The 23,326-nt window shown below is 68.9% G+C and carries 19 protein-coding genes; 10 read left to right on the top strand and 9 right to left on the bottom strand.

Annotated elements, in window-relative coordinates; all coding sequences use genetic code 11:
• Window position 1: 1 nt before the first annotated feature.
• The gene (locus tag J2P76_RS06170) at window positions 2-2,020 is read right to left on the bottom strand and encodes an AMP-dependent synthetase/ligase (protein WP_207405336.1); all 2,019 of its coding nucleotides are present in this window, start codon (window positions 2,018-2,020) and stop codon (window positions 2-4) included.
• A 129-nt stretch (window positions 2,021-2,149) separates the two neighbouring features.
• On the opposite strand from J2P76_RS06170, the gene J2P76_RS06165 reads away from it, so the two are divergent.
• From J2P76_RS06165 to J2P76_RS06150, 4 genes are all read left to right on the top strand, one after another.
• A complete protein-coding gene (locus tag J2P76_RS06165; RefSeq protein ID WP_207405334.1) occupies window positions 2,150-2,839 on the top strand; it encodes a Crp/Fnr family transcriptional regulator in 690 nt (229 codons plus the stop codon).
• Between the two features lie 430 nt (window positions 2,840-3,269).
• Window positions 3,270-4,739 (top strand): polyphosphate:AMP phosphotransferase, encoded by a 1,470-nt coding sequence (gene pap, locus J2P76_RS06160; RefSeq protein ID WP_207405332.1) that lies wholly within the window; start codon window positions 3,270-3,272, stop codon window positions 4,737-4,739.
• Window positions 4,740-4,761: 22 nt separating this feature from the next.
• Window positions 4,762-5,223: a GNAT family N-acetyltransferase gene (locus J2P76_RS06155; RefSeq protein WP_207405330.1), complete on the top strand. Its 462-nt coding sequence runs from the start codon at window positions 4,762-4,764 to the stop codon at window positions 5,221-5,223.
• A complete protein-coding gene (locus J2P76_RS06150; protein WP_207405328.1) occupies window positions 5,220-5,684 on the top strand; it encodes an HIT domain-containing protein in 465 nt (154 codons plus the stop codon). Before J2P76_RS06155 ends, J2P76_RS06150 begins: the two co-directional genes overlap by 4 nt.
• A gap of 101 nt (window positions 5,685-5,785) precedes the next feature.
• On the opposite strand, the gene J2P76_RS06145 is transcribed toward J2P76_RS06150, so the two are convergent.
• The 3 genes from J2P76_RS06145 to J2P76_RS06135 form a co-directional block, all read right to left on the bottom strand.
• Entirely contained in the window at window positions 5,786-7,378 is a 1,593-nt protein-coding gene (locus tag J2P76_RS06145) for a YadA family autotransporter adhesin (protein ID WP_207405326.1), read from the bottom strand.
• A 74-nt stretch (window positions 7,379-7,452) separates the two neighbouring features.
• Window positions 7,453-9,621 (bottom strand): phosphocholine-specific phospholipase C, encoded by a 2,169-nt coding sequence (locus J2P76_RS06140; RefSeq protein ID WP_207405324.1) that lies wholly within the window; start codon window positions 9,619-9,621, stop codon window positions 7,453-7,455.
• 58 nt (window positions 9,622-9,679) lie between these two features.
• Window positions 9,680-9,841, bottom strand: coding sequence for a hypothetical protein (locus J2P76_RS06135; RefSeq protein WP_207405322.1), 162 nt, complete (start codon window positions 9,839-9,841; stop codon window positions 9,680-9,682).
• Between the two features lie 155 nt (window positions 9,842-9,996).
• Here J2P76_RS06135 and J2P76_RS06130 point away from each other — a divergent pair, with 155 nt between their 5' ends.
• Window positions 9,997-10,842, top strand: coding sequence for an HAD-IIA family hydrolase (locus J2P76_RS06130; RefSeq protein ID WP_207405320.1), 846 nt, complete (start codon window positions 9,997-9,999; stop codon window positions 10,840-10,842).
• Here the strand turns inward: J2P76_RS06130 and J2P76_RS06125 are convergent.
• Window positions 10,829-11,731, bottom strand: coding sequence for a MurR/RpiR family transcriptional regulator (locus J2P76_RS06125; RefSeq protein ID WP_242697309.1), 903 nt, complete (start codon window positions 11,729-11,731; stop codon window positions 10,829-10,831). The two genes, J2P76_RS06130 and J2P76_RS06125, sit on opposite strands and share 14 nt — an antisense overlap.
• Before the next feature lie 59 nt (window positions 11,732-11,790).
• The gene (locus tag J2P76_RS06120) at window positions 11,791-13,011 is read right to left on the bottom strand and encodes an NnrS family protein (RefSeq protein ID WP_207405319.1); all 1,221 of its coding nucleotides are present in this window, start codon (window positions 13,009-13,011) and stop codon (window positions 11,791-11,793) included.
• A 252-nt stretch (window positions 13,012-13,263) separates the two neighbouring features.
• On the opposite strand from J2P76_RS06120, the gene J2P76_RS06115 reads away from it, so the two are divergent.
• On the top strand, window positions 13,264-14,280 hold the full coding sequence (locus tag J2P76_RS06115; protein ID WP_207405317.1) for an amino acid ABC transporter substrate-binding protein: 1,017 nt from the start codon (window positions 13,264-13,266) through the stop codon (window positions 14,278-14,280).
• A 203-nt stretch (window positions 14,281-14,483) separates the two neighbouring features.
• Here J2P76_RS06115 and J2P76_RS06110 read toward each other — a convergent pair whose 3' ends face one another.
• A complete protein-coding gene (locus J2P76_RS06110) occupies window positions 14,484-14,996 on the bottom strand; it encodes a hypothetical protein (protein WP_207405315.1) in 513 nt (170 codons plus the stop codon).
• A gap of 192 nt (window positions 14,997-15,188) precedes the next feature.
• Between J2P76_RS06110 and J2P76_RS06105 the strand changes: the two genes are divergently transcribed.
• The 3 genes from J2P76_RS06105 (at window position 15,189) to J2P76_RS06095 (ending at window position 19,224) form a co-directional block, all read left to right on the top strand.
• Complete coding sequence (locus J2P76_RS06105; protein WP_207405313.1) at window positions 15,189-15,953, top strand: uracil-DNA glycosylase; 765 nt, start codon at window positions 15,189-15,191, stop codon at window positions 15,951-15,953.
• 272 nt (window positions 15,954-16,225) lie between these two features.
• Window positions 16,226-17,995: a DEAD/DEAH box helicase gene (locus J2P76_RS06100; RefSeq protein ID WP_207405312.1), complete on the top strand. Its 1,770-nt coding sequence runs from the start codon at window positions 16,226-16,228 to the stop codon at window positions 17,993-17,995.
• A 35-nt stretch (window positions 17,996-18,030) separates the two neighbouring features.
• Window positions 18,031-19,224 carry a class I SAM-dependent methyltransferase gene (locus J2P76_RS06095; RefSeq protein WP_207405310.1) on the top strand — a complete coding sequence of 398 codons (1,194 nt, stop codon included), beginning with the start codon at window positions 18,031-18,033 and terminating at the stop codon, window positions 19,222-19,224.
• A gap of 86 nt (window positions 19,225-19,310) precedes the next feature.
• Here J2P76_RS06095 and J2P76_RS06090 read toward each other — a convergent pair whose 3' ends face one another.
• Window positions 19,311-20,447 (bottom strand): CCA tRNA nucleotidyltransferase, encoded by a 1,137-nt coding sequence (locus J2P76_RS06090; protein ID WP_207405308.1) that lies wholly within the window; start codon window positions 20,445-20,447, stop codon window positions 19,311-19,313.
• On the bottom strand, window positions 20,444-22,534 hold the full coding sequence (locus tag J2P76_RS06085; protein WP_207405306.1) for a lytic transglycosylase domain-containing protein: 2,091 nt from the start codon (window positions 22,532-22,534) through the stop codon (window positions 20,444-20,446). The genes J2P76_RS06090 and J2P76_RS06085 overlap by 4 nt, the downstream gene beginning before the upstream one ends.
• 11 nt (window positions 22,535-22,545) lie before the next feature.
• Between J2P76_RS06085 and J2P76_RS06080 the strand changes: the two genes are divergently transcribed.
• Window positions 22,546-23,226 (top strand): 5-formyltetrahydrofolate cyclo-ligase, encoded by a 681-nt coding sequence (locus J2P76_RS06080; protein ID WP_207405304.1) that lies wholly within the window; start codon window positions 22,546-22,548, stop codon window positions 23,224-23,226.
• Window positions 23,227-23,326 lie beyond the last annotated feature (100 nt).

Here is a 23,326-nt window from a genome sequence, read left to right as displayed (position 1 = left end):
TCTACGCGGCCCGGGCTGTAATGGAAGGGAAAGTCCTGGCCGCGCGGATTTTCAGGTCGGCGGAAATCTTGCCGGTGCGTCCGTCTTCGAACTTCACCTCGGTCTCGATGTATTGCGATGCCTGGTCCGAGAACAGCGCATCGATCAGCACCCCGTATTTCTGGGCGATGAAGGCGCGGCGCACCTTGCGGGTGCGGGTCAGTTCGTCGTCGTCGGGGTCCAGTTCCTTGTGCAGGATCAGGAAGCGCGAGATCTGCGAGGCGGACAATTTCGGGTCGCCCGCCAGGTCGGCGTTGATCTGTTCGATGCACTCGCCCAACAGCTGGTAGACCTCGTCTTTGCCCGCCAGGTCGGTGTAGCCGGCGTAGGGCAGGCCGCGGCGCTCGGCCCAGTTGCCCACGGCTTCGAGGTCGATGTTGATGAACGCGCAGACGTGGTCGCGGCCGTCGCCAAAGGCCACGGCTTCTTTGATGTGCGGAAAGAACTTCAGCTTGTTTTCGAGGTACTTGGGCGCGAACAGGCTGCCGTCGGCCAGCTTGCCCACGTCTTTGGCGCGGTCGATGATTTTCAACTGCCCGTCGGTATCCAGATAGCCCGCGTCGCCGGTGTGGAACCAGCCGTCGGCATCGCGGGCCTCGATGGTGGCCTGCGGGTTGCGGTAATACTCTTTGAACAGGCCGGGGCTCTTGACCAGGATCTCGCCGTTGTCGGCCACGCGGATCTCGACGCCGCTGACCGGCGGCCCCACGGTGTCGTCGCGCACCTGGCCATCGGGCTGCACGCACACGAACACCGAGGTTTCGGTCGACCCGTACAGCTGCTTCAGGTTGATGCCGATGGACCGGTAGAACACGAACAGGTCCGGGCCGATGGCTTCGCCCGCCGTATAGGCCACGCGCACGCGGCTCATGCCCAGGGCGTTGCGCAGCGGGCCGTAGACCAGCACATTGCCCAGCGCATAGCGGAAGCGGTCCCAGGCGCCGACCGGCTCGCCGTCGAGGATGCGCACGCCCACCCGGCGCGCCAGGTTCATGCAGGAGCGGAACATGAGCCGCTTGAGGCGGCCGGCGTCTTCCATGCGGATCATCACGTGCGTGAGCAGGCCTTCGAGCACGCGCGGCGGCGCGAAATAGTAGGTGGGCCCGATATCGCGCATGTCGATCGACACGGTATCGGGCGATTCGGGATGGTTAACCGTGAACCCGCTGACCAGCAGCTGGGTGTACGAGAACATGTTCTGGCCGATCCAGGCCGGCGGCAGGTAGGCCAGCACGTCTTCCTGGTCGGTAAGCTGTTCCATGGCGGCCACGGCCACCGCGCGATCGATCAGGGCATGGTGGGTCAGCACCACGCCCTTGGGCTTGCCGGTGGTGCCCGACGTATAGAACATGGCGGCGGCATCGTGCGGCTGCACGGCGGCCACGGCCTGGTCGAAAAAACCGGGCCGGGCCCGCGCGTGCTCGCTGCCGGCGGCCTCGAGCTGCTCGTACGAGCGCAGCATGGGGTCGGCGTAGTGGCGCATGCCGCGCGGATCGTCGTAGATGACGTGGGCCAGGGCCGGGCACTGGTCGCGCACGTCCAGCATCTTGTCGACCTGTTCCTGGTCTTCGACCACGGCCACGGTAATGCCGGCGTCTTGCAGCACGTAGACCATTTCCTGGGCCACCGCGTCCTGGTACAGGGGCACGGGAATCGCCCCCAGCGCCTGCGCGGCCATCATGGCGATGTACAGGCGCGGGCGGTTTTCGCCGATGACGGCGACGTGCATGCCCGGAGCAATGCCCAGCGAGGCCAGGCCATGCGCGGCCAGCCGGACATGGTGCGCGACTTCGCTCCAGGTCAGGGTTTGCCAGATGCCCAGGTCTTTCTCGCGTATGGCGGGCCGCGTCCCGCGTACGCTGGCATGCTGCAGCAGCAGGCCGGGAAAGGTGCCGGGCGTGGCCGGCGAAACGCCGGTTGCAGGCTGTGCGTGCGCCACGTTGTCTCCTCCGGTTCGGGGGCCGCCCCGTGTGGCGCTCATGCTGGCGGCATGAGCACCGGGGCGGCCTTGACCAGTTCATTTTCGATATACGGCAGCGTTAAGGTATAAGGTTGGGTTGCGACCGACTGTCATGATTGCGACATTCCAGGAACATTTAGGGTATTCCCGATGCAGCTAGCCGATTCCCTGCACCTTGCCGCGGCCTGGTTCCGCGTCTTGACCGACGCGCAGCAGTCGCGCGTCGAGCGGGACATCGCGGTGCAATCGGCGCAGGCTGGCACGATCATAGAACGCAAGGGCGAACTCGCACAGGTATGGATCGGGGTGCTGGCCGGCCTGGTGAAGGTATCGGTGGGCAATGCCGAAGGCAAGGTCGCCTCGCTGACGGGCGTGCCGGCCGGGGGCTGGATCGGCGAGGGCTCGCTGCTCAAGCGCGAGGTGCGCAAGTACGATGTGGTGGCGCTGCGCGATTCGGTCGTGGCGCGTCTGCCGGCGGCCACCTTCGACTGGCTGCTGGACACCAGCATTCCGTTCAACCGCTATCTGCTGCACCAGCTGAACGAGCGCGTGGCGCAGTTCATCGGCAAGGCTGAATACGACCGCCTGCTGGACCCGGACGCCCGCGTGGCGCGCTGCCTGGCCGAACTGTTCAACCCCCTGCTGTACCCCGGCATGGGGATGCGGCTGGCCATCACCCAGGAAGAAGTCGGCTACCTGGCGCGCGTATCGCGGCAGCGGGCCAACCAGGCGCTGGGCAAGCTGGAAGAAGCGGGGCTGCTTAGGGTGGAATACGGGGCGGTGCGGGTGCTCGACCTCGACGGCCTCAAAGGATATGGGGCGGATGTTTCTGGCGAGTGAACGGGTTTCTCGCCGGGGTAGTGGTCTTCTTTTTTTAAGGCGTTGTTGCGGCGGGGCGCGGTGGGGGGGGCTTCACGGGGCCGGTCGGCCGCCTTCGCAGCCGACACCGCTTCGTCAACCTCGTCGGCCTGCGGCCTCCTTCGGTTTCCCTCGCTCGGCCCCGAGGCGCCCCACCCCCACCGCGCCCCGCCGCAACAACTGGCTTCAACAATGAATTGCCACGCCGCCGGGACGAAATGGGTTCTTGCATTCTGGTGGCTCGCCTGAAAACAAGAGAAAAAGTTTGCAGGGCCGCCGAATGAAGCCGCCCTGCGCGGCTTCATTCGGCATTCGATCAGTGGCATGCGAAAACCGAACGCCCAATAAACTTGACGCCTCCCGAACCTATCCCGCACTATGGCTTCCATCCCCCGGCACCGCGTCTCCCCTTATGTTCGACGAAGCGAAATCCGACCCGTCACTGTCCAAGGATGCCTACGAAGCCCATGAAGCGCGCCTGCGCGTGGCCCTGCTGAAGGCGCAGTACAGCCGGCTCGAGCGCGCCGACCGGGCGCTGCTGGTGGTGGTGGCCGGCATCGACGGGGCCGGCAAGGGGGCCACCATCAACCTGCTGAACGAATGGATGGACCCGCGCCACATCAAGACCATGGCGTTCGGGCCGCCCGAGGCCGATGAGCTCGAGCGGCCGCCGATGTGGCGCTACTGGAACGAACTGCCGGCCAAGGGCCGCACCGGCATTGTGTTCGGGTCCTGGTATGTGCCGCTGCTGCGCGAAGCGGCCCGCAAGAAGCCTCGCCGGCGGCACGTCGAGGCGCATGTCGAGGCCATCCGCCGCTTCGAGGCCGTGCTGGCGGCCGAGGGCGTGCAGATCATCAAACTGTGGTTTCACCTGTCGGCCCAGGCCCAGGCCGATCGCACCCGGCGCCTGCTGGCCAGCCCCGAAACCGCCTGGCAGGTGACCCGGGCCGACCGCAAGGTGCACAAGAAATACCACCGGCTGTGCGACGCCGGCCGCCTGGCCATCGGCCTGACCGATGGCGCCCATGCGCCCTGGACCATCATCCCCAGCGCCGACGACCGCCTGCGCGCGGTGCGCAGCAGCGAAGCCGTGCTGGCGGCGCTGCGCCGGCGCGCCGCGCCGCGGGTGGTGTCCGGCTTTGCCGGGCCGCCGCCCAAGCCGGTGCGCCCGGCCCGCCGGCTCGACGACATCGACTACCAGGCGCGGATCGACAAAGACGACTACGAATCCGTGCTGGGCCTGCTGCAGGGCCGGCTGGCCGAGGCGGCGCGCTCGGGCGCATTCCGCAAGCGCAGCCTGGTGCTGGTATTCGAAGGGCAGGATGCCGCCGGCAAGGGCGGCACCATCCGCCGCGTCACCCACGCGCTGGACGCGCGGCAATACGATATCAACCCCATCAGCGTGCCGGCCCCGCACGAACTGGCGCGGCCTTATCTGTGGCGCTTCTGGCGCCGCCTGCCCCGGCAGGGCCGCATCGCCATCTTCGACCGTTCCTGGTACGGCCGGGTGCTGGTCGAGCGGGTCGAGGGCCTGGCCCGGCCGGCCGAATGGCGCCGCGCCTATGCCGAGATCAACGACTTCGAGCAACAGCTGGCCGGCCATGGCGCCATCGTGCTGAAGTTCTGGCTGGCCATCACGCCCGACGTGCAGCTGGAACGCTTCCGCGAGCGCCAGCAGTCGCCTTTCAAGCATTTCAAGATCACCGCCGACGACTGGCGCAACCGCAAGAAATGGCGCGAATACGCCGCCGCCGCCAACGACATGCTGGCGCGCACCGATTCGGCCCAGGCGCCGTGGCATGTGGTGCCGTCCAACGACAAGCGCTATGCACGTGTGCAGGTGCTGCGGCACATCGTCGACGCCCTGGAAAATTCTCTCTGACCCCCCTTCCGCCCACACACCCATGAAAACCGCCGCGAAATCTCCCGCCGACATCCGCCCCGTGGCCGCCGCCAATTTCGAGGCCTGGCTGCCTTTGTGGAAGGGCTACCAGGCGTTCTATAACGTCGATATCGCCGACGCCGTCACCCGCACCACCTGGGAACGCTTCCTGGATCCGGCCGAACCCATGCATGCCGCGCTGGCCTACGACAACGGCCGCGCGGTGGGCATGGTGCACTGGGTGCTGCACCGGTCGTGCTGGACCGCGGGCGACTACTGCTACCTGCAAGACCTGTTCGTGGCGCCCGACGTGCGTGGCGGCGGCCATGGCCGCGCCCTGATCGAACACGTGTACGCCCAGGCGCGCGCCGTCAATGCCGCCCGCGTGTACTGGCTGACCCACGAAACCAACCACACCGCCATGCAGCTTTACGATCGCATCGCCGACCGCCCCGGCTTCATCCAGTACCGGAAAACCCTGTGAGCGCGCGCGACCCCCACTGCCCGCTGTGCCGCGAAGACGGCGGCGCCCTGCTGTGGCGCGGCGCGCACCTGCGCGTCATCGAAGTGGCCGATGCCGACTATCCGGGCTTTACGCGCGTGGTCTGGAACGGCCACCTGCCGGAGATGACCAGCCTGTCCACGCACGGGCGCGACTTGCTGATGCGCGCCGTCTACGCCGTAGAGCAGGTGCAGCGCGACATCCTGGCGCCCGACAAGGTCAACCTGGCATCGCTGGGCAATATGGTGCCGCACCTGCACTGGCACATCATTCCGCGCTTTCGCGGCGACCGGCATTTTCCCGATGCCGTCTGGGCGCCGCCGCGCGTGGCGGCCGGGGCAGAACCGCCCGACTGGCACGCCCGCCAGGCGCGCATCCAGCAGCTGCTGCCCCGCTACCGCAACCGGCTGGCCGAAGCGCTGAACGCGCTGCTGTGGCACTGAACGTCTCCCCCTGGGTGTCTGACACCCGCTACGCGGGAGTCAGAGACCTGGCGCCGGGCTGCCTCGGGAAGAACCGCCCTCCGGCTATTTGAGCGTTCCCGCTACCACTGGTACCCCACTCCCACCGTTGCGCCCATGTCGCCGCGCGACGAGCCATTGGCCGCCGCCTTCATCACCCAGCTGCCGCTGGACGACACGCGCGAAATGCCCAGCGCGTAGCCCGATTCGCCGTTCCACGCGCCGCCCGCCAGCGACACCATGTTGCGCCCCGGCAGGTACGCCTGCGGCAGGCCTGCGGTGGCCATGGCCGCGGCGACCCCGGCGCGCAGTTCGCGGTCCATGCTGTGCACTTCGCTGCGCAGGTTCGACAGGCCCCGTTCGGTGTCCTGGGTCACCGCGCGCAACTGCCCCACGTTGACGGCGTCGGTGTCGGCGCTGCCGGCGGCCACGCCGGTGACCTGGCGGCCCCCTGCATTGACCTCGCCGGCCGACGACTGCGGGCTGGCCATGCCGTAGGCCTGGTAGCCGGTCCGGGCGCCGCGCGTAGCCTGCGAGCCGGCTCCCAGCGCCACGCTGTTGGCGGCCGACGCCTGCGCGCCCGCGCCCACCGCCACGCTGTCGCTGGCGCCCGCCACCGCCGCGCTGCCGATCGACACCGCGCGGTCCGCCGTAATGCCGCGGCCGGCGCCCGACCCGACCGACACGTTGTCGCTGCCCTGCACGCCCAGCCCCGCGCCGGTGCCCTGCGCGACGTTGTTCGAGCCATTGACGCCGCGCCCGGCGCCCAGGCCGCTGGCCTGGTTGTTGCTGCCGACAACGCCGCTGCCGGCGTACGAGCCTGTGGCCAGGTTGTTGTCGCCCCGGACCGCCTGGCCGCTGTTCATGCCGCTGGCCTGGTTGCCGCTGCCCCGCACCTGCTGCCCGGCATTCTGGCCCGTCGACTGGTTGTTGTTGCCCACCACGTCGCGGCCGGCGTCCTGGCCAATGGCCTGGTTGGAATCGCCGGTGACGTTGCGCCCGGCGTTCGAGCCCATGGCCGTATTCTGGTTGCCGCGCGTGTCGGTGCCGGCCCAGAAGCCGACGCCGTTGTTGTAGTCGCCCGTGACATTCTGCCCGGCGCTGCGGCCGAACGACTGGTTCCAGCCGCCCTGCACGTTGGTTCCGGCGTAATAGCCGATGGCCTGGTTGGCGTTCTTGCCGCCCACGTTCGAGCCGGCGCCTTCGCCGATGGCCACGTTCCAGTTGGTGCTGACATTCTGCCCCGCGCCATTGCCCAGCGCCTGGTTGTTGCTGCCCGCCACATTGCGGCCCGCATTCGAACCGATGGCGGTGTTCTGGCTGCCGGTGACGCCGGTGCCGGCCCAGAAGCCCACCGCATTGTTGTAGTTGCCGGTGACGTTCTGCCCGGCGCTGCGGCCGAACGACTGGTTCCAGCCGCCCTGCACGTTCTGCCCCGCATTGAACCCGATGGCCTGGTTGGCATTGCCGCCCGACACATTCGTGCCCGCCGCTTCGCCCACGGCGAGATTCCATTTGGTGGAAACATTCTGGCCGGCGCCGTTGCCCACGGCATAGTTGCTGCCGTCCCACTGCACCGGCTGTGCATGCGCCAGCCCGCCGCCGGCCGCCAGCGCCACGGCCGCCGCGGCCGAGCGCATTCCCGGCCCGCGCGGGGCCGCCTTGATGCGTTTCATGTCTAGTCCTGGAAAGTCGTCATGCGCGCACGCCGCGCGGGCGCCCTGCGCGGGCCCCGCCGCGGCATGCGGGTTCAGAGGGTGGTGGCCATGGCCGGATCGCTGACCGTGTGCTCGCCGGTTTCCACGCGGCCGGCAAAGCGGCGTTCCACGCCATCGGCGGTTACCGTGAAGTCGTACCAGTTGCCGCTGTCGGCCAGGGCCCAGTGCTGCTCGGCCACTTTGCCGGCCGGTACGTCCAGCGTCCAGGGGCCGTCGGTGCGATAGGCGTTGGCCTGCAGCGTGACGCTGGCGGCCGCGGCGCCGCCGTTGGCCACCTTGGCGTACACGGCGCCCTGCCGCACGTCGTAGCAGACCTGCGTTTCCAGCCGGGCGCCAGTGGCGGTGTTGCCGCCAAAGGTACGCACGAAGCCATTGGTGCTGTACACCCACAGGTCGTAATCGCCGCCGTCGGCCGGCGCATCCCAGGCGTCTTCCAGCATCTTGCCGGGTTCGACTGTATAGCGGCGGGGGATCAGGTCCAGGTGCTTCTTGTCGTACACATGGAACACGGCGCCGGCCTTGCCGGTATTGCTGAAGATCAGCGTCACCCGGCCATCGTCGCCCACCCGGGCGCTGACGTGCAGTTCGTACGGCAGCGCGCGCGAATAGCGGGTGCCGGGCTCCTGGTACAGCGGCCGCGGCGTCAGGGGCGGATCGGCGCGCGGCAGGGTGCGCTGCTGGGCCTCTTGCGCCGCGAAGTCGCTGTTGTCCGGCAAAGCGGGAAATACGTCGTCGTTGGGCGTCTTGAAATCGAAGGCCGAGGTCAGGTCGCCGCACACGGCGCGATGCCAGGGGCTGATGCTGTCGACCGTGATGCCGAAGCGCTGTTCCAGGAAGCGGCCCATCGAGGTGTGGTCGAAGGCCTCGGAGCACACCCAGCCGCCGCGGCTCCAGGGCGAAATCACATACATGGGCACGCGCGGCCCCAGGCCCCATGGACGCGTGGTGCCGCTGATGGTGTCGTCGGCCTTCAGGTATTTGCGCGCCGGGTCCGAGAAGTACTCGCCGTCCAGCGCCACGGTGGACTTGCCCATCAGATTGCCGTCGGCGTCGTACGACGGCACGGCCGGCGGCGGCAGGTGGTCGAACAGGCCGTCGTTCTCGTCGAAGGTAATGAAGAATGCCGTCTTGGCCCAGACTTCAGGGTTGGCCGTCAGCGCGTCCAGCACGCGCGCAATGTAGTCGGCCCCTTGCGACGTGCTGCCGCCGCCGCCCGGATGCTCGGACTCGGGCGGCGAGGGCAGTACCCAGGACACCTCGGGCAGGGTGTTGTTGCGCACATCGTCGGTCAGGTCTTCCAGGCTGTAGTTGCTCATGCCCTTTTCGTACAGCGGCGAGCCGGGCTCGGCCGTGCGGAACGACTCGAACGCCAGGCCGCCATGCATGGCGCCCGTCCAGTTGTTGTTCGGATCCTGGTAAAAGCGCCAGCTGACGCCGGCTTGCTCCAGCAGGTCGGGCAGCGTCGGCCACTTGAACGACGACCCCTGGTAGGTATAGCCGGGATCGGGCAGCGCGCCGGTGATCCAGCAGCGCAGGTTGTTGGGTTCGGAATCGGAATCGGTGCAATTGATGCCCAGGCGGCCCAGTTCCGGATTGAAGTTCGAGCCCGACCAGAACACGATGCGGTTGGGGTCGGTGCCGGTGGTGATGGAACAGTGATAGCCGTCGCAGATCGTGAAGGCCTCGGCCAGCGCGTACTGGAACGGAATGTCGTTGCGGCGGTAGTAGCCCATCGAATGCACGTTCTTGTACTTGGGCCAGAAACCGAACTTGCCCTGGTTCCAGGCGGCCTGGGCGTCCGAATAAGAATGCGGCGTGCCCGGCACGAAAATGGCGTTCATCGATTCGCGGTCCAGGTGATACGGCGGCACTTCTTTCGTGCCGTCCGACTGGAACCACGCCGACTTGCCGCTGGCCAGCGGAATGGGAAAGCGGTCGCCGAAGCCGCGCACGCCGCGCATGGCGCCGAAGTAATGGTTGAAGGCGCGGTTTTCCTGCATCAGGATGACCACATGCTTGACGTCCTGGATGGTGCCGGTTTCAACCGCCGCCGGAATGGCCAGGGCGCGCCGGATGGACGCGGGCAGCATGGCGGCCGCCGACAGCGCGCCCATGGCGCCGGCCGACTTGCGCAGGAAATCACGGCGGTTCGCATTGCGCGGCACGCTGTCGCCAGGCGCCGTAGGAAAAGGCTTGCTCATGGAGGGTCTCACGCAGAAAGGGAAAAGGGGAACGCGGCTCGCGAGGGCGGCAGGCCGTTCAGGGTGCGCAACGCAGTTGTGCGGATGGGCCGGGGTTGTCCGGCGTGCCGGGCTGGCCGGCACTGTCATCATCGTCGCTGCCGCTGCCGCAGGCGGCCAGCAGGCACAACAGCAGGCTGGCCGCCAGGGCAGCCCAGGGGCGGGAAGATAGCGGGTTCATCTCGGATCCTCGTGCGGGTGGAATGCATCGGATGGGAAGCAAGATTAGGCAGGCAACATGACAGGCGAATGAATTAATCTCAGATCCTCTTTATTACAAACTGAGCTTTATTCAGCTACACTGCCGGCGTCGCCGCTGTCCCGATTCCGTCCCGCATGACTGCCTACGATTCCCCGCCCTCGCCCTGCCCGGCCGCCGCCGCGCAAGGCCAGGAGCACACCCCCTGGCACGCCGGCCGCCCCAGCCTGATCCTGGATCTGGACGGCACGCTGATCCGCGAACACCAGCCCATCGACGGCGCCGCCGCCCTGCTGCATGCTTTTCGCGGACGATTCGTCATCGTGTCGAACAACTCCACGCACACCGCGCGCCAGATGGCGCGGCGCCTGCGCGGCATGGGGCTGCCGGTGCGCGCGAGCGACCTGGTGCTGGCGGGCGAGCAACTGGTGGAATACCTGTGCGACGGCCACGCGGGCGCGCGCATACTGATGCGCGCGTCACCCGCGCTGAAACGCCAGGCGGCGGCGTGCGGCTGCCGCCTGGTGGAACGCGACGCCGATGTCGTGGCGCTGGCGCTGGACAAGGGCTTCGATTACGCGGCGCTGGCCGCCATCGCGCGTGAGCTGGCGCGCGGCGCCCGGCTGGTAGTCAGCAATATCGACCGCACGCACCCCGGCCCCGACGGACAGGTCGTGCCCGAAACCGGCGCGCTGCTGCAGGCCGTGATCGCCTGCACCGGCAGCCGCCCCTGGCATGTGGCCGGCAAGCCCGGGCCCGCCATGTTCCGCGAGGGGCTGCGCCGGCTGTGCAGTACGCCGGCAGACACACTGGTCATTGGCGACAACCCCGACACCGACGCCGCGGGCGCGGTGCGCGCCGGCCTGCGGTACGTGCTGGTGGGCGGCGGCCCGCAGGCCATGGCCGCCACGCCGACACAGCTGCTGGCCAGCGATTGCGCCGCGCGCGCGGCATTGCCGCAGGCGCGGGTCAATAGCGCTTGAGGGACAGCACGTTGAACGTGCTTTTCAGCGTGGCCACGGATTTATCGTAATTGGCCAGCGCCAGGCAGGCGATCAGCGCGTCGATGATGGCCAGCTGCGCCAGGCGGCTGGTCATGGCTTCGGTGCGAAAGCGCGTTTCACGCGCCATGGTGTGCAGCAGCACATCGGAAAACGCCTGGATCGGCGATTTACCGAAATTGGTGATGCAGATGGTGCGCGCCCCGGCCTCTTTGGCCAGGCGGGTGGCCAGCACGGTTTCGTGGGTGCTGCCCGAATGCGAGATGGTCAGCACCGCCACGTCGGGGCCGGTCAGCGATGCGCTGATGGCCTGCACGTGCGAGTCGGTGACGGCGGTGGCGTTCAGGCCGATGCGCAACATGCGGTAGTGGGCGTCTTCGGCGATAGTGGCCGAACTGCCGATGCCGTAGATCTCGATGCGGCGGGCCTGCGCCAGCAACTGCACGGCCCGCTGCAGCGCCTGGGTGTCGAGCACCGAGGCGGTTTCCTGCAACGCCTGGATATTGCTCTGGAAGATTTTGCCCACCACGGTGCCGGCGCTGTCTTCGGGCGACAGGTCTTCATGGATGTATTGCACCGGCCGCACGATTTCCTGCGCCAGCGCGATCTTCAGCTGCTGGAAGCCGGTAGCGCCCACCATCTTGCAGAAGCCGATGACGCTGCCTTCGCTGGATTCGGTTTTCTCGGCCACTTCGCTGACCGACATGTGCACCACCTGGCCGGGGTGCCGGATGACGAATTCGCCGATGCGCTGCGTGGCCGGCCCCATGGCCGGCAGCAGGCCTTCGATGCGCGCCAGCATGGCGGGCGGCGCCGCTTGCGGGGCAGCAGGTTCGGCGCCGGAGGCAGCGGGCTTTTTGGTGGTGGCCATGGACATCGGGAGCTGGATTGCGGCCATTTTCTCACAGCCACATGGCCGCGGGCCGCGGATCAGCCCGGCTTGCCGTCGACCCGTGGACGCGCCAGGCGCGGCGCGTAGGTCAGCGCGTACAGCGCAAAGCCGGCCACCCAGCACAGCGCGGCGCCATACACCCAGTGCAGATAGCCCGCGGGCCACAGCAGCGGACCGAGCACGCGCAGCAGGGCGGCCGCCACGATCAGCCAATAGGCCGTGACCTCGGCGCGCCCCGCCACCAGCCGGCGGCCGGTGTGGCCCAGCGCCGTGCGCGTGATCATGGCGATGATGGCGGTGCCCACCACCCCCACGGCAAAAGCGTGTTCGGCCACGCCGGGCATCACCCAGCCCAGCGCGCCGGCCGCCAGCAGCAGAAAACCCGCCGGCAGCCAGGCGTAGGCCAGGTGCAGGATCCACAAAATGGGCCGGTTGCCCACCGCGTAGCCGCGCCAGCCCGCCACGCGCACGGCCAGCAGCACGCCGGCCAGCGTCGACAGCGGCGCCGCCAGCCAGGCCGGCGCGGCCAGCACCCAGGCCAGCAGCGCGGCAATGGTGGCGGCCACGATGGGCTTGCCAAGGCGGGGATACGATTTCAGGCGAAAGCCGGGCACGGCGTTGGTGGTGAACATGGGCAGCACGCGCGCGCCGATCACGGTAACGAACAGCACCGGCAGCGCCAGGCCGGCCACACAGGCGCGCAGCGCCAGGGCCGCGTCGCCCTGCCAGGCGAAGGCGTGATAAGCCAGGTTGATGGCGCCATAAACCCACAGAGCCAGCGCAAGAGGATAGTTGCGGCGGTTGCCGGCGCGCATCAGCACACGGGTGAACGCCAGCGCCGCCAGCGGCAGGAACAGGCCGTCGCACAGCGCCGCCAGCGGCGGCGGGGCCAGCCACATGGCCAGCCGGCCGGCCAGCCACAACGCCGTCAGGGCCGCCAAGGTGCCGCCGGCCGGCGTGTCCACGCCGGTCCAGGCGCGCCCGGCGGTAAACAGAAAGCCCACCACGATCACGGCCGCGAAGCCGAACACCATTTCGTGTGCGTGCCACACCAGCGCCAGGCCCAGGGCCCCGGCCGGCGGCGGCAGCAGCCCGGCCAACTGCCCGGCCCAGACGGCCACCGCCAGGGCGGCGAACACGGCGCCGCCCAGGTAGAACGGCCGGAACCCCAGCGCGAACAGCGCCCAGCCTGACGGCGGCTGCTGGCGCGGTTCGGTAGGCCGGTGCAGGGAAGACGGGGAGATGGGGATCTGGACCATGGCATATCAGGCAAGAAAGAAACACCGCACAAAAGCACGGCCGCGAACGAGTCTACCCGCGCCGCGCAACAGTTTCGGCCTTGAGACCTACCTTGCCAGCTTATTGCATTTCTTTTTGCGTTTTCGCAATAACCATGGTCGCGTATATCGTACAAACACCGGGTTATTTGGCGAGCCCGCGCAAGGTGGCTAACCTGTCGGGTTCGATACCGGCCCGCATTGTCGCGGGCCCGCACCTACCGGAAGTACACCATGAAGATTGCAACTCGCTTGATCGGCGCCGCCCTGCTGCTGGCCGCCATGGCCGGCGCGCAGGCCGCCACCCTGGACGTCGTGAAAAAGCGCGGCGAATTGCGCTGCGGCACCACCACGGGCTTTGCCGGCTTCTCGGCGCCGGATGCGCAAGGCGTGTGGCGCGGGCTGGACGTGGACCTGTGCCGGGCCGTGGCCGCCGCCGTGTTCGGCGACGCCGCCAAGATCAAGATCGTGCCGCTGAATTCCCAGCAGCGCTTCACCGCGCTGCAATCAGGCGAAATCGACCTGCTGACGCGCAACACCACGGTCACGCAGCAGCGCGACACGGCGCTGGGCATCATCCACGCGGGCATCAATTTCTACGACGGCCAGGGCTTTCTGGTGCCGAAATCACTGGGCGTGAAAAGCGCCACCGAACTCAACGGCGCCACCATCTGCCTGCAGACCGGCACGTCCAACGAAAACACCCTGGCCGACTGGGCGCGCGCGCACAATGTCAGCTACAAGCCTGTGGTGATCGAGACCTTCAACGAAGTGGTCAACGCCTTCGCTTCGGGCCGCTGCGACGTGTTCAGCACCGATGCCTCGGGCCTGGCCTCGATCCGCATATCAAAGCTGCACAACCCCGACGACTACCTGGTGCTGCCCGAGATCATCTCGAAAGAACCGCTGGGGCCCTTCGTGCGGCAGGGCGACGACGCCTGGCTGAACATCGTGCACTGGTCGCTGTCGGCCATGATCGAGGCCGAGGAATACGGCGTCACCTCGGCCAATGTCGACCAGCAGCTGCAAAGCACCAATCCCAATGTGCGCCGCATGCTGGGCGTCACGCCCGGCGCTGGGGCAAACATGGGGCTGGACGAAAAATGGGCCTACAACATCATCAAGCAGGTGGGCAATTACGGTGAAAGCTTCGAGCGCAATGTCGGCGCCGGCAGCCCGCTGAAAATCGAGCGCGGCCTGAATGCGCAATGGACCCAGGGCGGGCTGATGTACGCGCTGCCGATCCGCTGAAAGGGAACGGTCCTACCTCCGAAGCGCCGCGCGCGGTCCATCTGGCGGCCGGCAGGCCGCTCGGATTCGCCCGACACAGGTGTCTGACTCCCGCAGGGTGTCGGACACCGTACGACTGAGACGGCTGCGGCCTACAGCGGTGTCAGGCGCCTGGCGGAGCCAGACACCTGGGTCTGACGGGCGACAGCGAAGCGCGGCCTCGGTCAGTTGATGGCGTAGCCGCGGCCCTTGAAGCAGGCGCCCATGGCGCGGGTGTACGACTGGGTGGACACGGCGGTGGTGTATTCGCTGATGCTGTCGGGGTCGAAACCGCTCTGGTTGATGGCCCAGCGGCGGCACTCCTGGCGGTCGCGGGCCTGCTGGGCATCGCTTTGCCCTTTGGAGGGATACGCGATGACATCCAGGCTGGACGACGCCACGCGCGGCGCGGCATAGGTTGCGGCCGGCGCCACGTAGGCGACGGGCGGCGCGGCGTAGACCGGCGCCGCATATTGCACGGGCGGGTAGTAAACCGGAGGCGACACGTACGACACGCCGCTGTAGTAGCGCGGGCCGCTGCTGAGCGCCAGCGCCACGCCCGCCCCCAGCAGGGCCGCGCCGCCAACCCACCAGCCGGAGTAATAATTGCCATGGTAGTGGCCATGGGCCGAAGCCTGGCCGCTGAAGGCGGTCAGGGTGGCGGCGGCCACGGCCGCGCACCAGAATCGGGACTTCATATTCGTCTTTCCTGAAAATCGCTGGCCGCGAGGGCAGCAATACCTACTTTACTCCCGCGCGACAGCGCCTGTCGCGCGGCCTGCCGGCGCCCCATGTAACAGAGGCTTCATGCCGTTTCACGCATCCGTACCTCGCGCGCCGGGGCCGCGCCGGCACGAAAGCCGGCCACCCGATGTGCAAAAATCCGGCCCATGCCACACGACAACCGCCTGCAGAAAATTACCCTGGCCGCGCAAGCCGCCCAATTGCCGCCCGCCTGGCAGGCGGCGCTGCAGGCCCCCGCGGTGGCCCGGGCGCTGAACAGCGTCACCGCCCACGTGGAGCAGCGCCTGGCCGAAGGCGCCGTGGTGTACCCGGCCGCCCCGTTCCGGGCGCTGCAGGGGCTGGCGCCCGCCGACGTGCGCGTGGTGATCCTGGGCCAGGACCCCTATCACGGCCCCGGCCAGGCGCAAGGGCTGGCCTTTTCGGTGCCCGACGATTGCAAGCGTCCGCCCAGCCTGCGCAACATCTTCAACGAAATCGCCCAGGAATACCCCGGCACGCCGCTGCCGCGCGGCAATGACCTGACACGCTGGACCCGCCAGGGCGTGCTGCTGCTGAACACCTCGCTCACCGTGGAAGACGGCCAGCCCGCTTCACATGCCAGGCGCGGCTGGGAAATCGTGACGGATGCCCTGATCAGCCTGGTGGCGCGCGATCCCGCCCCCAAGGCCTTCCTGCTGTGGGGCGCGCACGCGCAGGCCAAGCAGGTGTTGCTGCCAGACCACAGTGGCCATCTGGTGCTGACGGCCAACCACCCCTCGCCCCTGTCGGCGCGCCGCCCCCCGGTGCCCTTCCTGGGTTGCGGCCACTTCGCCCGGGTCAACGCCTGGCTGGCCGAACAAGGCAAAACCCCTATTGACTGGACGGCCGAAGAAAACTTAGGGGATGTACGCCAGGGCGAATTCAGGTTATGATCGCGGCACTGCACAAATTCGTGCCGGCATTAAATCCGCGCCTCAAGTAGCACCACGCGGTCACATACGCAGTCTGTCGGGTCAGCTTCCCGACCCCATGCCGGGCACCATCGATTCCTGACCTCCTTTCCTTTCGCCTCGCGTCTGCCATGACGCGCCATGCGCACGGTTGATCCGGTCGGCCCGATGCTCCATCAACCGTCGCCCGGATCCGGCCGCTTATCCTTCGGCTTGCCTGGCACATGTGCCGCCCTGCGCGGCAAGGACAAGTGATGTCTTTCGAAACCCTGGGTCTCGCTCCCACCCTGCTGTCGGCCCTGCAAGAAGCCGGTTTTTCCGCCCCCACCCCGGTTCAAGCCGCCGCCATTCCGCAAGCGCTGGCCGGCCATGACCTGATGGTGTCGTCGCAAACCGGCAGCGGCAAAACCGCCGCTTTCATGCTGCCGGCGCTCAACCGCATCGCCGGCCAGCCCGGCAACAAGGGCGTGGGCGTGCAGGTGCTGGTGCTGACCCCCACCCGCGAACTGGCCCTGCAAGTCACCGAAGCCACGGGCTCGTACGGCCGCAACCTGCCGGGCCTGCGCACCGCCACCGTGGTGGGCGGCATGCCCTACGGCGCGCAACTGAAGGCGCTGTCGCGCCGCGTCGACGTGCTGGTGGCCACCCCCGGCCGCCTGATCGACCATCTGAAGGCCGGCCGCGTCAAACTGAACACCGTGCACACCCTGGTGCTGGACGAAGCCGACCGCATGCTGGACATGGGCTTCATCGAAGACATCGAAACCATCATCGACCGCCTGCCCCAAGAACGCCAGACGCTGCTGTTCTCGGCCACTCTGGACGGCACCGTGGCCAAGCTGGCCGCGCGCATGATGCGCGAACCGCAGCGCATCGAAATGGCGGGCCAGAAAGAAAAGCACACCAACATCACGCAAAGCCTGCTGTACGCCGACGACGCCAGCCACAAAATGCAGCTGCTGGACCACGTGCTGCGCGACGCCAAGCTGGACCAGGCCATCGTGTTCACCGCCACCAAGCGCGGCGCCGACGACCTGGCCGACCGCCTGGCCGACCAGGGCTTCGCGGCCGCCGCGCTGCATGGCGACATGAACCAGCGCCAGCGCACCCGCACCCTGACCCAGCTGCAGCGCGGCCAGCTGCGCATCCTGGTGGCCACCGACGTGGCGGCGCGCGGCATCGACGTGCAGGGCATCAGCCACGCCGTCAACTTCGACCTGCCCATGCAGGCCGAAGACTACGTGCACCGCATCGGCCGCACCGGCCGCGCCGGCCGCGACGGCCAGGCCTACACGCTGGCCACGCATGCCGAGCGCCACAAGGTGCGCCGCATCGAACATTACATCGGCCAGTCGATCACGCCGGAAACCATTGCCGGCCTGGAACCCAAGCGCACCCCGCGCCCGTTCACCGGCGGCCCCGGCCGTGGCGGCAAGCCGTTCGGCAAGCGTCCCGGCGGCTTCGGCGGCGACCGCCCGCAATTCCGCGAGGGCCGCGGCTTCCGGGCCGACGCCCAGCGCGAAGGCGGCTGGCGCGGTCACGAATCCAAGCCCCGCGACGGCGGTTCGCGCGGCGAATTCCAGCCGCGTGAAGGCGGCTTCCGCAGCGAGTTCAAGCCGCGCGAAAACAGCTGGCGCGGCCGCGATGACCGGCCCGCCCGTCCGGCCGGCGAGCGCGACTTCCGTCCGGCCCGCGCCTTTGGCGACCGTCCGCAGCACGGCGACTGGCGCGCCGAGCGCGATGCGCGCCCCACGGCCGGCTACGAGTCGCGCCCGCAGCGCGACGGCGGCCGGCGCGGTGAATTCCAGCCTCGCGGCGAGTTCCAGCCGCGCAGCGAATTCAAACCGCGTGGCGAATTCCAGCAACGCGGTGAATTCCAGCCCCGCGCCCCGCGCGCCGACGGCGATTTCCGCGGCGCCGAGCGCCGCCCCGGCGGCTTCCGCCCGACCTCCAAGCCGTTCGCGCAGCGCGCCGGCGGTCCGGCCAAGCACTACGGCAAGCCCGGCGGCTCGCGCCGCGGCTAAGCCTGCGGCGGGGGCGCCATGGGACAATAGCGCCCATGCAACGCCCCGCCGCCTCGCTTCCCCCTCTTGATCCCGACAGCGCGCGCCACAGCGCGCGCGTGGCCGCGCACCTGCGCCAGGCCATCGCCAGCCATGGCGGCTGGCTGCCGTTCGACCAATGGATGGCCCAGGCCCTGTATGCCCCCGGCCTGGGCTATTACGCCGCGGGCAACATCAAGCTGGCCTCTTCCGAAGCCACCAGCGCCCAAGGCCTGCCCATCGCGCCGGGCGATTTCATCACCGCCCCCGAACTGACCCCGCTGTTCGGCCACACCGTGGCGCTGCAGCTTGCCGACATCCTGGCGGCCACCGGCACCGACACGGTGCTGGAATTCGGCGCCGGCACCGGCGCGCTGGCCGACAGCGTGCTGGCCGCCCTGGACGCGCAGGGCATCAACGCCCAATACCGCATCATCGAAGTGTCCGCCGACCTGCGGGCGCGCCAGCAGGCGCGCCTGGCGTCGCACGGCGCCCGCGTGCAATGGCTGGACGCCCTGCCCGGGCACTTCGCCGGCTGCGTGCTGGCCAATGAAGTGCTGGACGCAATGCCGGTGTCGCTGTTCCGCTGGAGCGACGACGGCGCCCTGCTCGAACGCGGCGTGGCGCTGGATGCAGCCGGCGGCTTCACCTGGCAAGACCGGCCGGCCGGCACGCCGCTGGCACGCGCGGTGGCCGCGCTCATGCCGCCCCTGCCCGGCTACGTGTCCGAGATCAATCTGCGGGCCGAAGCCTGGATGCAGGCCATGGGCGGCTGGCTGGAACGCGGCGCGGCGCTGCTGTTCGACTACGGGTTCCCTCGCGGCGAGTACTACCATCCACAGCGCGCCGGCGGCACGCTGATGTGCCACCTGCGCCACCATGCCCACGCCGACCCGCTGGCCGCCCCCGGCGTGCAGGACATCACCGCCCACGTCGATTTCACCGCCATGGCCGACGCGGCGCAGGGCGCGGGGCTGCAGGTGCTGGGCTATACCTCGCAGGCGCGCTTCCTGATGAACGCCGGGCTGGGCGGGCTGCTGGCGCGCCTCGACCCCGCTGATGCGCGCAGCTATGCCCAGGCCGTGGCGCCGGTGCAGAAACTGCTGAGCGAAGCCGAGATGGGGGAATTGTTCAAGGTATTGGCCGTGGGGCGCGATATCCGCATGCCGCTGCGCGGCTTCACGCGCGGAGACCGGCTGGCGTCGCTATAGGCCGGGCCAGGCCTGTCGAACCAGGTGTCTGGCTCCGCAAGGTGCCAGACACCGTACCGTTGAGACAGTCGTTGCGCACTGCGGTGTCAGGCACCTGCGGAGCCTGACACCTGCTGCAAGGCCACCAATGCGTCCAGCCGCGCCTGTTGCAGCGCCGGCTTGATGCGGGCCGGGTCGCCGGCGCACTGGCGGGCGATGGCGCCGGCGTCCACGCCGCGCACCGCGTCCACGCGGCGCTGCCAGGCAGGCTGATCCACCGCGGTGACCACGGCGGCGGCCTGCAGCAGCGCGGCGAAGCGATCGGGCTTGCGCAGCGCATCGCAGGATTCGATCAGGGCCAGTTGCGCCGGCGGCTCGTCCGCCCCCGCCTGGTCCACCACCCGCGGCAGCAGGCGCGCCTGGTCGGCGCATTCGGTGGGCACGCGCAGGCGCCGGCCCAGGGCCTCGCATTCGGGGCTCTGGCGGCACAACAGGGCGTAACGGCCCGGCAATGGCAGGCCGGCAGCGGCGGCGCGGTCCAGGTCGGCACTGACGGCGGCGACCTCTTGCAGCTGCGGCATCACGCGCGCCAGGGCGCCCGATTGCCGCAGCACGTCGAGCATGCGCGAGGGCGTGGCGGCCATCAGCCCGCGCGACAATTCTTTCCAGACCCGCTCGGGCACCAGGGCATCGGCCTCGCCCGCGTCGACCATGCGGCGGCACAGGGCCAGGGTTTCGGGCGCCACGGTGAAGTCGCTGAAGCGCGCCGCGAAGCGGCCCAGGCGCAGGATGCGCACCGGATCTTCGGCGAAGGCCTCGCCCACATGCCGCAGCACGCGCGCGCGGATGTCGGCCGAGCCGTCCAGCGGGTCGAGCAGTTGCCCCTGCGGCGTGCGCGCGATGGCGTTGACGGTCAGGTCGCGCCGCTGCAGGTCTTGTTCCAGCGTGACATCGGCGCCGGTGTAAAACGTAAAGCCCTTGTAGCCGCGGCCGGACTTGCGCTCGGTGCGCGCCAGGGCGTATTCCTCTTTGGTGCGCGGATGCAGGAACACCGGAAAATCGCCGCCCACCGGAATGAAGCCGCGGCGCGCCATGTCTTCGGGCGTGGCGCCCACCACGACCCAGTCGCGGTCGCCGGCGGGCAGGCCCAGCAGCGCGTCGCGCACCGCGCCGCCCACGATATACACCTGCAACCCGTCGCAGTCGGGATCCGGGGCGCCGGCCGTTGCCGCGGGCGTGTTCACGGCAGCTCGGCCGTGCGCACCGACGGGGGTTCGATCTGCCCCAGCCGCGCCTTCAGCGATTGCGGCTGCCCCGAGAACATGGCGGCGTAGTAAGTAGCGTTGGACATCACGTGTTTAACGTACAGGCGGGTTTCCGTGAACGGGATGGTCTCGGCGAAAATGGCGCCTTCAACCGGATGCGACAGGGTGGCGCGCCAATTGCGCGGCCGCCCCGGCCCGGCGTTGTAGCCGGCGCTGGCCAGCACCTGCGAGCCGTCCAGGCCGGTCAGCACGATGTTCAGGTAGTTGGTGCCCAGGATGGTATTGGTGTCGAAGTCGGTGACGCTGGACGGCGAAAAATCGGCCATGCCGATCTTGCGCGCCACCCACTTGGCGGTGGCCGGCATCAGCTGCATCAGCCCCGAGGCGCCCACGTGCGAACGCGCGTCCATCACGAAGCGCGATTCCTGGCGGATCAGGCCGTACACCCAGGCCGGATCCAGCGAGATGGCATTGGCCTGGGCCGCGACGCGGCCTTCGAACGGCGCAATGTAGCGCTGCGAGAAGTCCACTTCGTTCTCGGTGCGCTCCGATGTGTTGACCACGCGGTCGTAGATGTCTTCGGCGCGCGCCAGTTCGGCCGCGGCCAGCAATTGCCGGTCGGACATGCCGCGCAGCGCGAAATTCCATTCGCCCACGGCCTCGGGGCGCCAGCCCAGCCGGAACAGGTGCACGGCGCGCTGCAGGCCGGCGTTGGCGCGGGCTTCGTTCATTTCCTGGTCGGTGACCGGCGCCGGGCGCGGCGGCACGGTGATCTGGCGGCCCAGTTCTTCGGCCGCCAGCTGCCCGTAGAAGTTGTATTCGCCGGCGATGCCGGCATAGGCCTGGCGCGCCTGCGCGTCGCGGCCGCGGGCGGCTTCGCCGCGCGCTTTCCAGTAGACCCACACTTCTTCGGCCTGCTGTGCCTTGGGCATATGCTCGATAGAGGCAATGACCCAGCGCCAGTCGATCTTGGGCTGGCGCAGCGCCGAACGCACCCGCCAGGCGCCGTTGTAGTCGGTGAGTTCGATCAGGCCGGCCTCGCGGTACCAGTCGTCGGCCCGGCTGTCGAGGTTCAGGGCGGCGATCAGCGCATACTGGCTGCGCACCCAGGCCAGGTCCGACTTGGGCAGGCTGCCGGCCCACTGGCGGCGCAGGTACGAGTCGGCGACGTCGAGGTCTTCGCGGGCCAGCCGCGCCAGCGCCAGGGTGGCCAGCTCTTTTTCGTTGCGGCCCACCAGCTTGTGGCCGCGCCGCGTCAGCCATTTCATGGGGCTTTTCAGCAGCGCGTTGAAGGTTTTCTGGTCGCGGGGCTCGAAGATGTAACTGGCGAATTGGCGCGCATCGCCCGTGCGGTTGGTCTCGATGGCGGCGCGCAGCTGCGGCTGGATCTCTTTCCAGCCCAGTACGCCGTCGGCCACCAGCTGGTCGTACAGGTTCCAGCAATATTTGCCGGGCGAAAAGATATCCAGCGCCTGGCGGGCCGTGGCCCGCTGCCCGGTCATGTGGCGCGCTTCGAGCATGGCGCACTGGATTTGCGCATTGGCGTAGGGCAGGTCGCCGAGTTCGCGCACGGTTTCGAAATCGCCGCTGCGCGCGGCGGCCAGGATCCAGCTGCCGCGCAGGCGCTCGGCCAGGTAGGTGCCGGCGTACTCTTGCAGGAAGCGGGCCGTTTCGGCCTTGGGCAGCACATTGCCGGGCGGATTTGCCAACTGGTAGCGCAACAGCCAATACTGCGGGTAGTTGCCCAGCAGGTCGCCGCGCGCCTGCGGGACCAGCATGCCCAGTATCGACCACTGCTTGCGGTCGTTGGCCTCGTTCGCGGCCACCACCGCCTGCAGCGCGGGGGTCTGCGGCGTGGGCGGCAGGCCGGCCAGCTTGACCGGCGGCACCGAGATCACCGGGCGCACATCCTGGGCCGGCGCCGCCAGCGCCGCCTGGCGCGGCTGCTGCGCATCAACCGAGCTGCATGCCGCCGTGAACAGCGCCAGTACGGGCAGCCAGCGGCGCCCCCGCGGCTCGGCCTGCGCCGATTTCTGATAACGTCCTGATTCAAGCCACTGACGCATTGCCAACCCGCATGAACATTCAAAATTCCGCACAGAATAACGCAGTCGCGCTACGTGCGCGATTGCGGCAAGCCCGCGCCGCGCTGCCCGAGGCGCAACGCAGCCGTGGCGGCCTGCTGATGCGCGGCCGCCTGTACACCTGGCTGAACGCCGCGCGCGAGCAGGCTGCCAAGCACGGCCAGCGCGCCCCGGCCTCGGTGGCCGCCTTCTGGCCGCTCGAGCACGAACCCGACCTGCGCCCCCTGCTCGAACAATGGACGCAGGCCGGCATCGCCGTGGCCCTGCCCGCCATACGCGAAGCCGCCGCGCCGCTCGAATTCCGCGCCTGGGCACCCGGCGACGCGCTGAGCACGGGCCCGTACAACGTGCAAGAGCCTGTCGCCGACCGCCCGGCGCTGCGCCCCGACGTCATTCTGGTGCCCACGCTGGGCTACACGCTGCAGGCCGACCGCCTGGGCTATGGCGGCGGCTACTACGACCGCACGCTGGCCGCCCTGCGCGAAGCCGGCCATGACTTCACCGCCATCGGCATCGCCTGGAACGAAGGCCTGATCGACGCCGATTACCAGCCGGCCGCGCACGACGCACGGCTCGACGCGGTGCTGACGCCCGATGGCTGGGTGCCCCAGCCGCCCCTGCTGGGGCCCGGCGCGCCGTCGGGCGGGGTTATCGGGTCTTACGTGCTGCGCTGAACCCGGCCGCGGCCCCAGGGGCGCCGGGCTCCTACGGGGCATCCCTGCTACCTGCTTCGCAGCCCTTCTGCTACAACGGTCTCAGGCACGGGGTTGCCTG

Origin of the sequence: Bordetella petrii, assembly GCF_017356245.1 — a bacterium.
Classification (GTDB): domain Bacteria; phylum Pseudomonadota; class Gammaproteobacteria; order Burkholderiales; family Burkholderiaceae_B; genus Bordetella_A; species Bordetella_A petrii_D.
The sequence above is the reverse complement of the archived record's forward strand: the minus strand, read 5'-3'. Positions and strand labels throughout refer to the sequence as shown.

Excerpts from the sequence above, each read along its gene's own strand:
- J2P76_RS06125 (WP_242697309.1), bottom strand. The coding sequence starts at position 11,731 with ATGGCCACCACCAAAAAGCCCGCTGCCTCCGGCGCCGAACCTGCTGCC.
- J2P76_RS06095 (WP_207405310.1), top strand. The coding sequence starts at position 18,031 with ATGCAACGCCCCGCCGCCTCGCTTCCCCCTCTTGATCCCGACAGCGCG.
- J2P76_RS06165 (WP_207405334.1), top strand. The coding sequence starts at position 2,150 with ATGCAGCTAGCCGATTCCCTGCACCTTGCCGCGGCCTGGTTCCGCGTC.
- J2P76_RS06115 (WP_207405317.1), top strand. The coding sequence starts at position 13,264 with ATGAAGATTGCAACTCGCTTGATCGGCGCCGCCCTGCTGCTGGCCGCC.
- pap (WP_207405332.1), top strand. The coding sequence starts at position 3,270 with ATGTTCGACGAAGCGAAATCCGACCCGTCACTGTCCAAGGATGCCTAC.
- J2P76_RS06100 (WP_207405312.1), top strand. The coding sequence starts at position 16,226 with ATGTCTTTCGAAACCCTGGGTCTCGCTCCCACCCTGCTGTCGGCCCTG.
- J2P76_RS06120 (WP_207405319.1), bottom strand. The coding sequence starts at position 13,011 with ATGGTCCAGATCCCCATCTCCCCGTCTTCCCTGCACCGGCCTACCGAA.
- J2P76_RS06105 (WP_207405313.1), top strand. The coding sequence starts at position 15,189 with ATGCCACACGACAACCGCCTGCAGAAAATTACCCTGGCCGCGCAAGCC.
- J2P76_RS06110 (WP_207405315.1), bottom strand. The coding sequence starts at position 14,996 with ATGAAGTCCCGATTCTGGTGCGCGGCCGTGGCCGCCGCCACCCTGACC.
- J2P76_RS06140 (WP_207405324.1), bottom strand. The coding sequence starts at position 9,621 with ATGAGCAAGCCTTTTCCTACGGCGCCTGGCGACAGCGTGCCGCGCAAT.
- J2P76_RS06145 (WP_207405326.1), bottom strand. The coding sequence starts at position 7,378 with ATGAAACGCATCAAGGCGGCCCCGCGCGGGCCGGGAATGCGCTCGGCC.
- J2P76_RS06155 (WP_207405330.1), top strand. The coding sequence starts at position 4,762 with ATGAAAACCGCCGCGAAATCTCCCGCCGACATCCGCCCCGTGGCCGCC.
- J2P76_RS06135 (WP_207405322.1), bottom strand. The coding sequence starts at position 9,841 with ATGAACCCGCTATCTTCCCGCCCCTGGGCTGCCCTGGCGGCCAGCCTG.
- J2P76_RS06080 (WP_207405304.1), top strand. The coding sequence starts at position 22,546 with ATGAACATTCAAAATTCCGCACAGAATAACGCAGTCGCGCTACGTGCG.
- J2P76_RS06170 (WP_207405336.1), bottom strand. The coding sequence starts at position 2,020 with ATGAGCGCCACACGGGGCGGCCCCCGAACCGGAGGAGACAACGTGGCG.
- J2P76_RS06130 (WP_207405320.1), top strand. The coding sequence starts at position 9,997 with ATGACTGCCTACGATTCCCCGCCCTCGCCCTGCCCGGCCGCCGCCGCG.
- J2P76_RS06085 (WP_207405306.1), bottom strand. The coding sequence starts at position 22,534 with ATGCGTCAGTGGCTTGAATCAGGACGTTATCAGAAATCGGCGCAGGCC.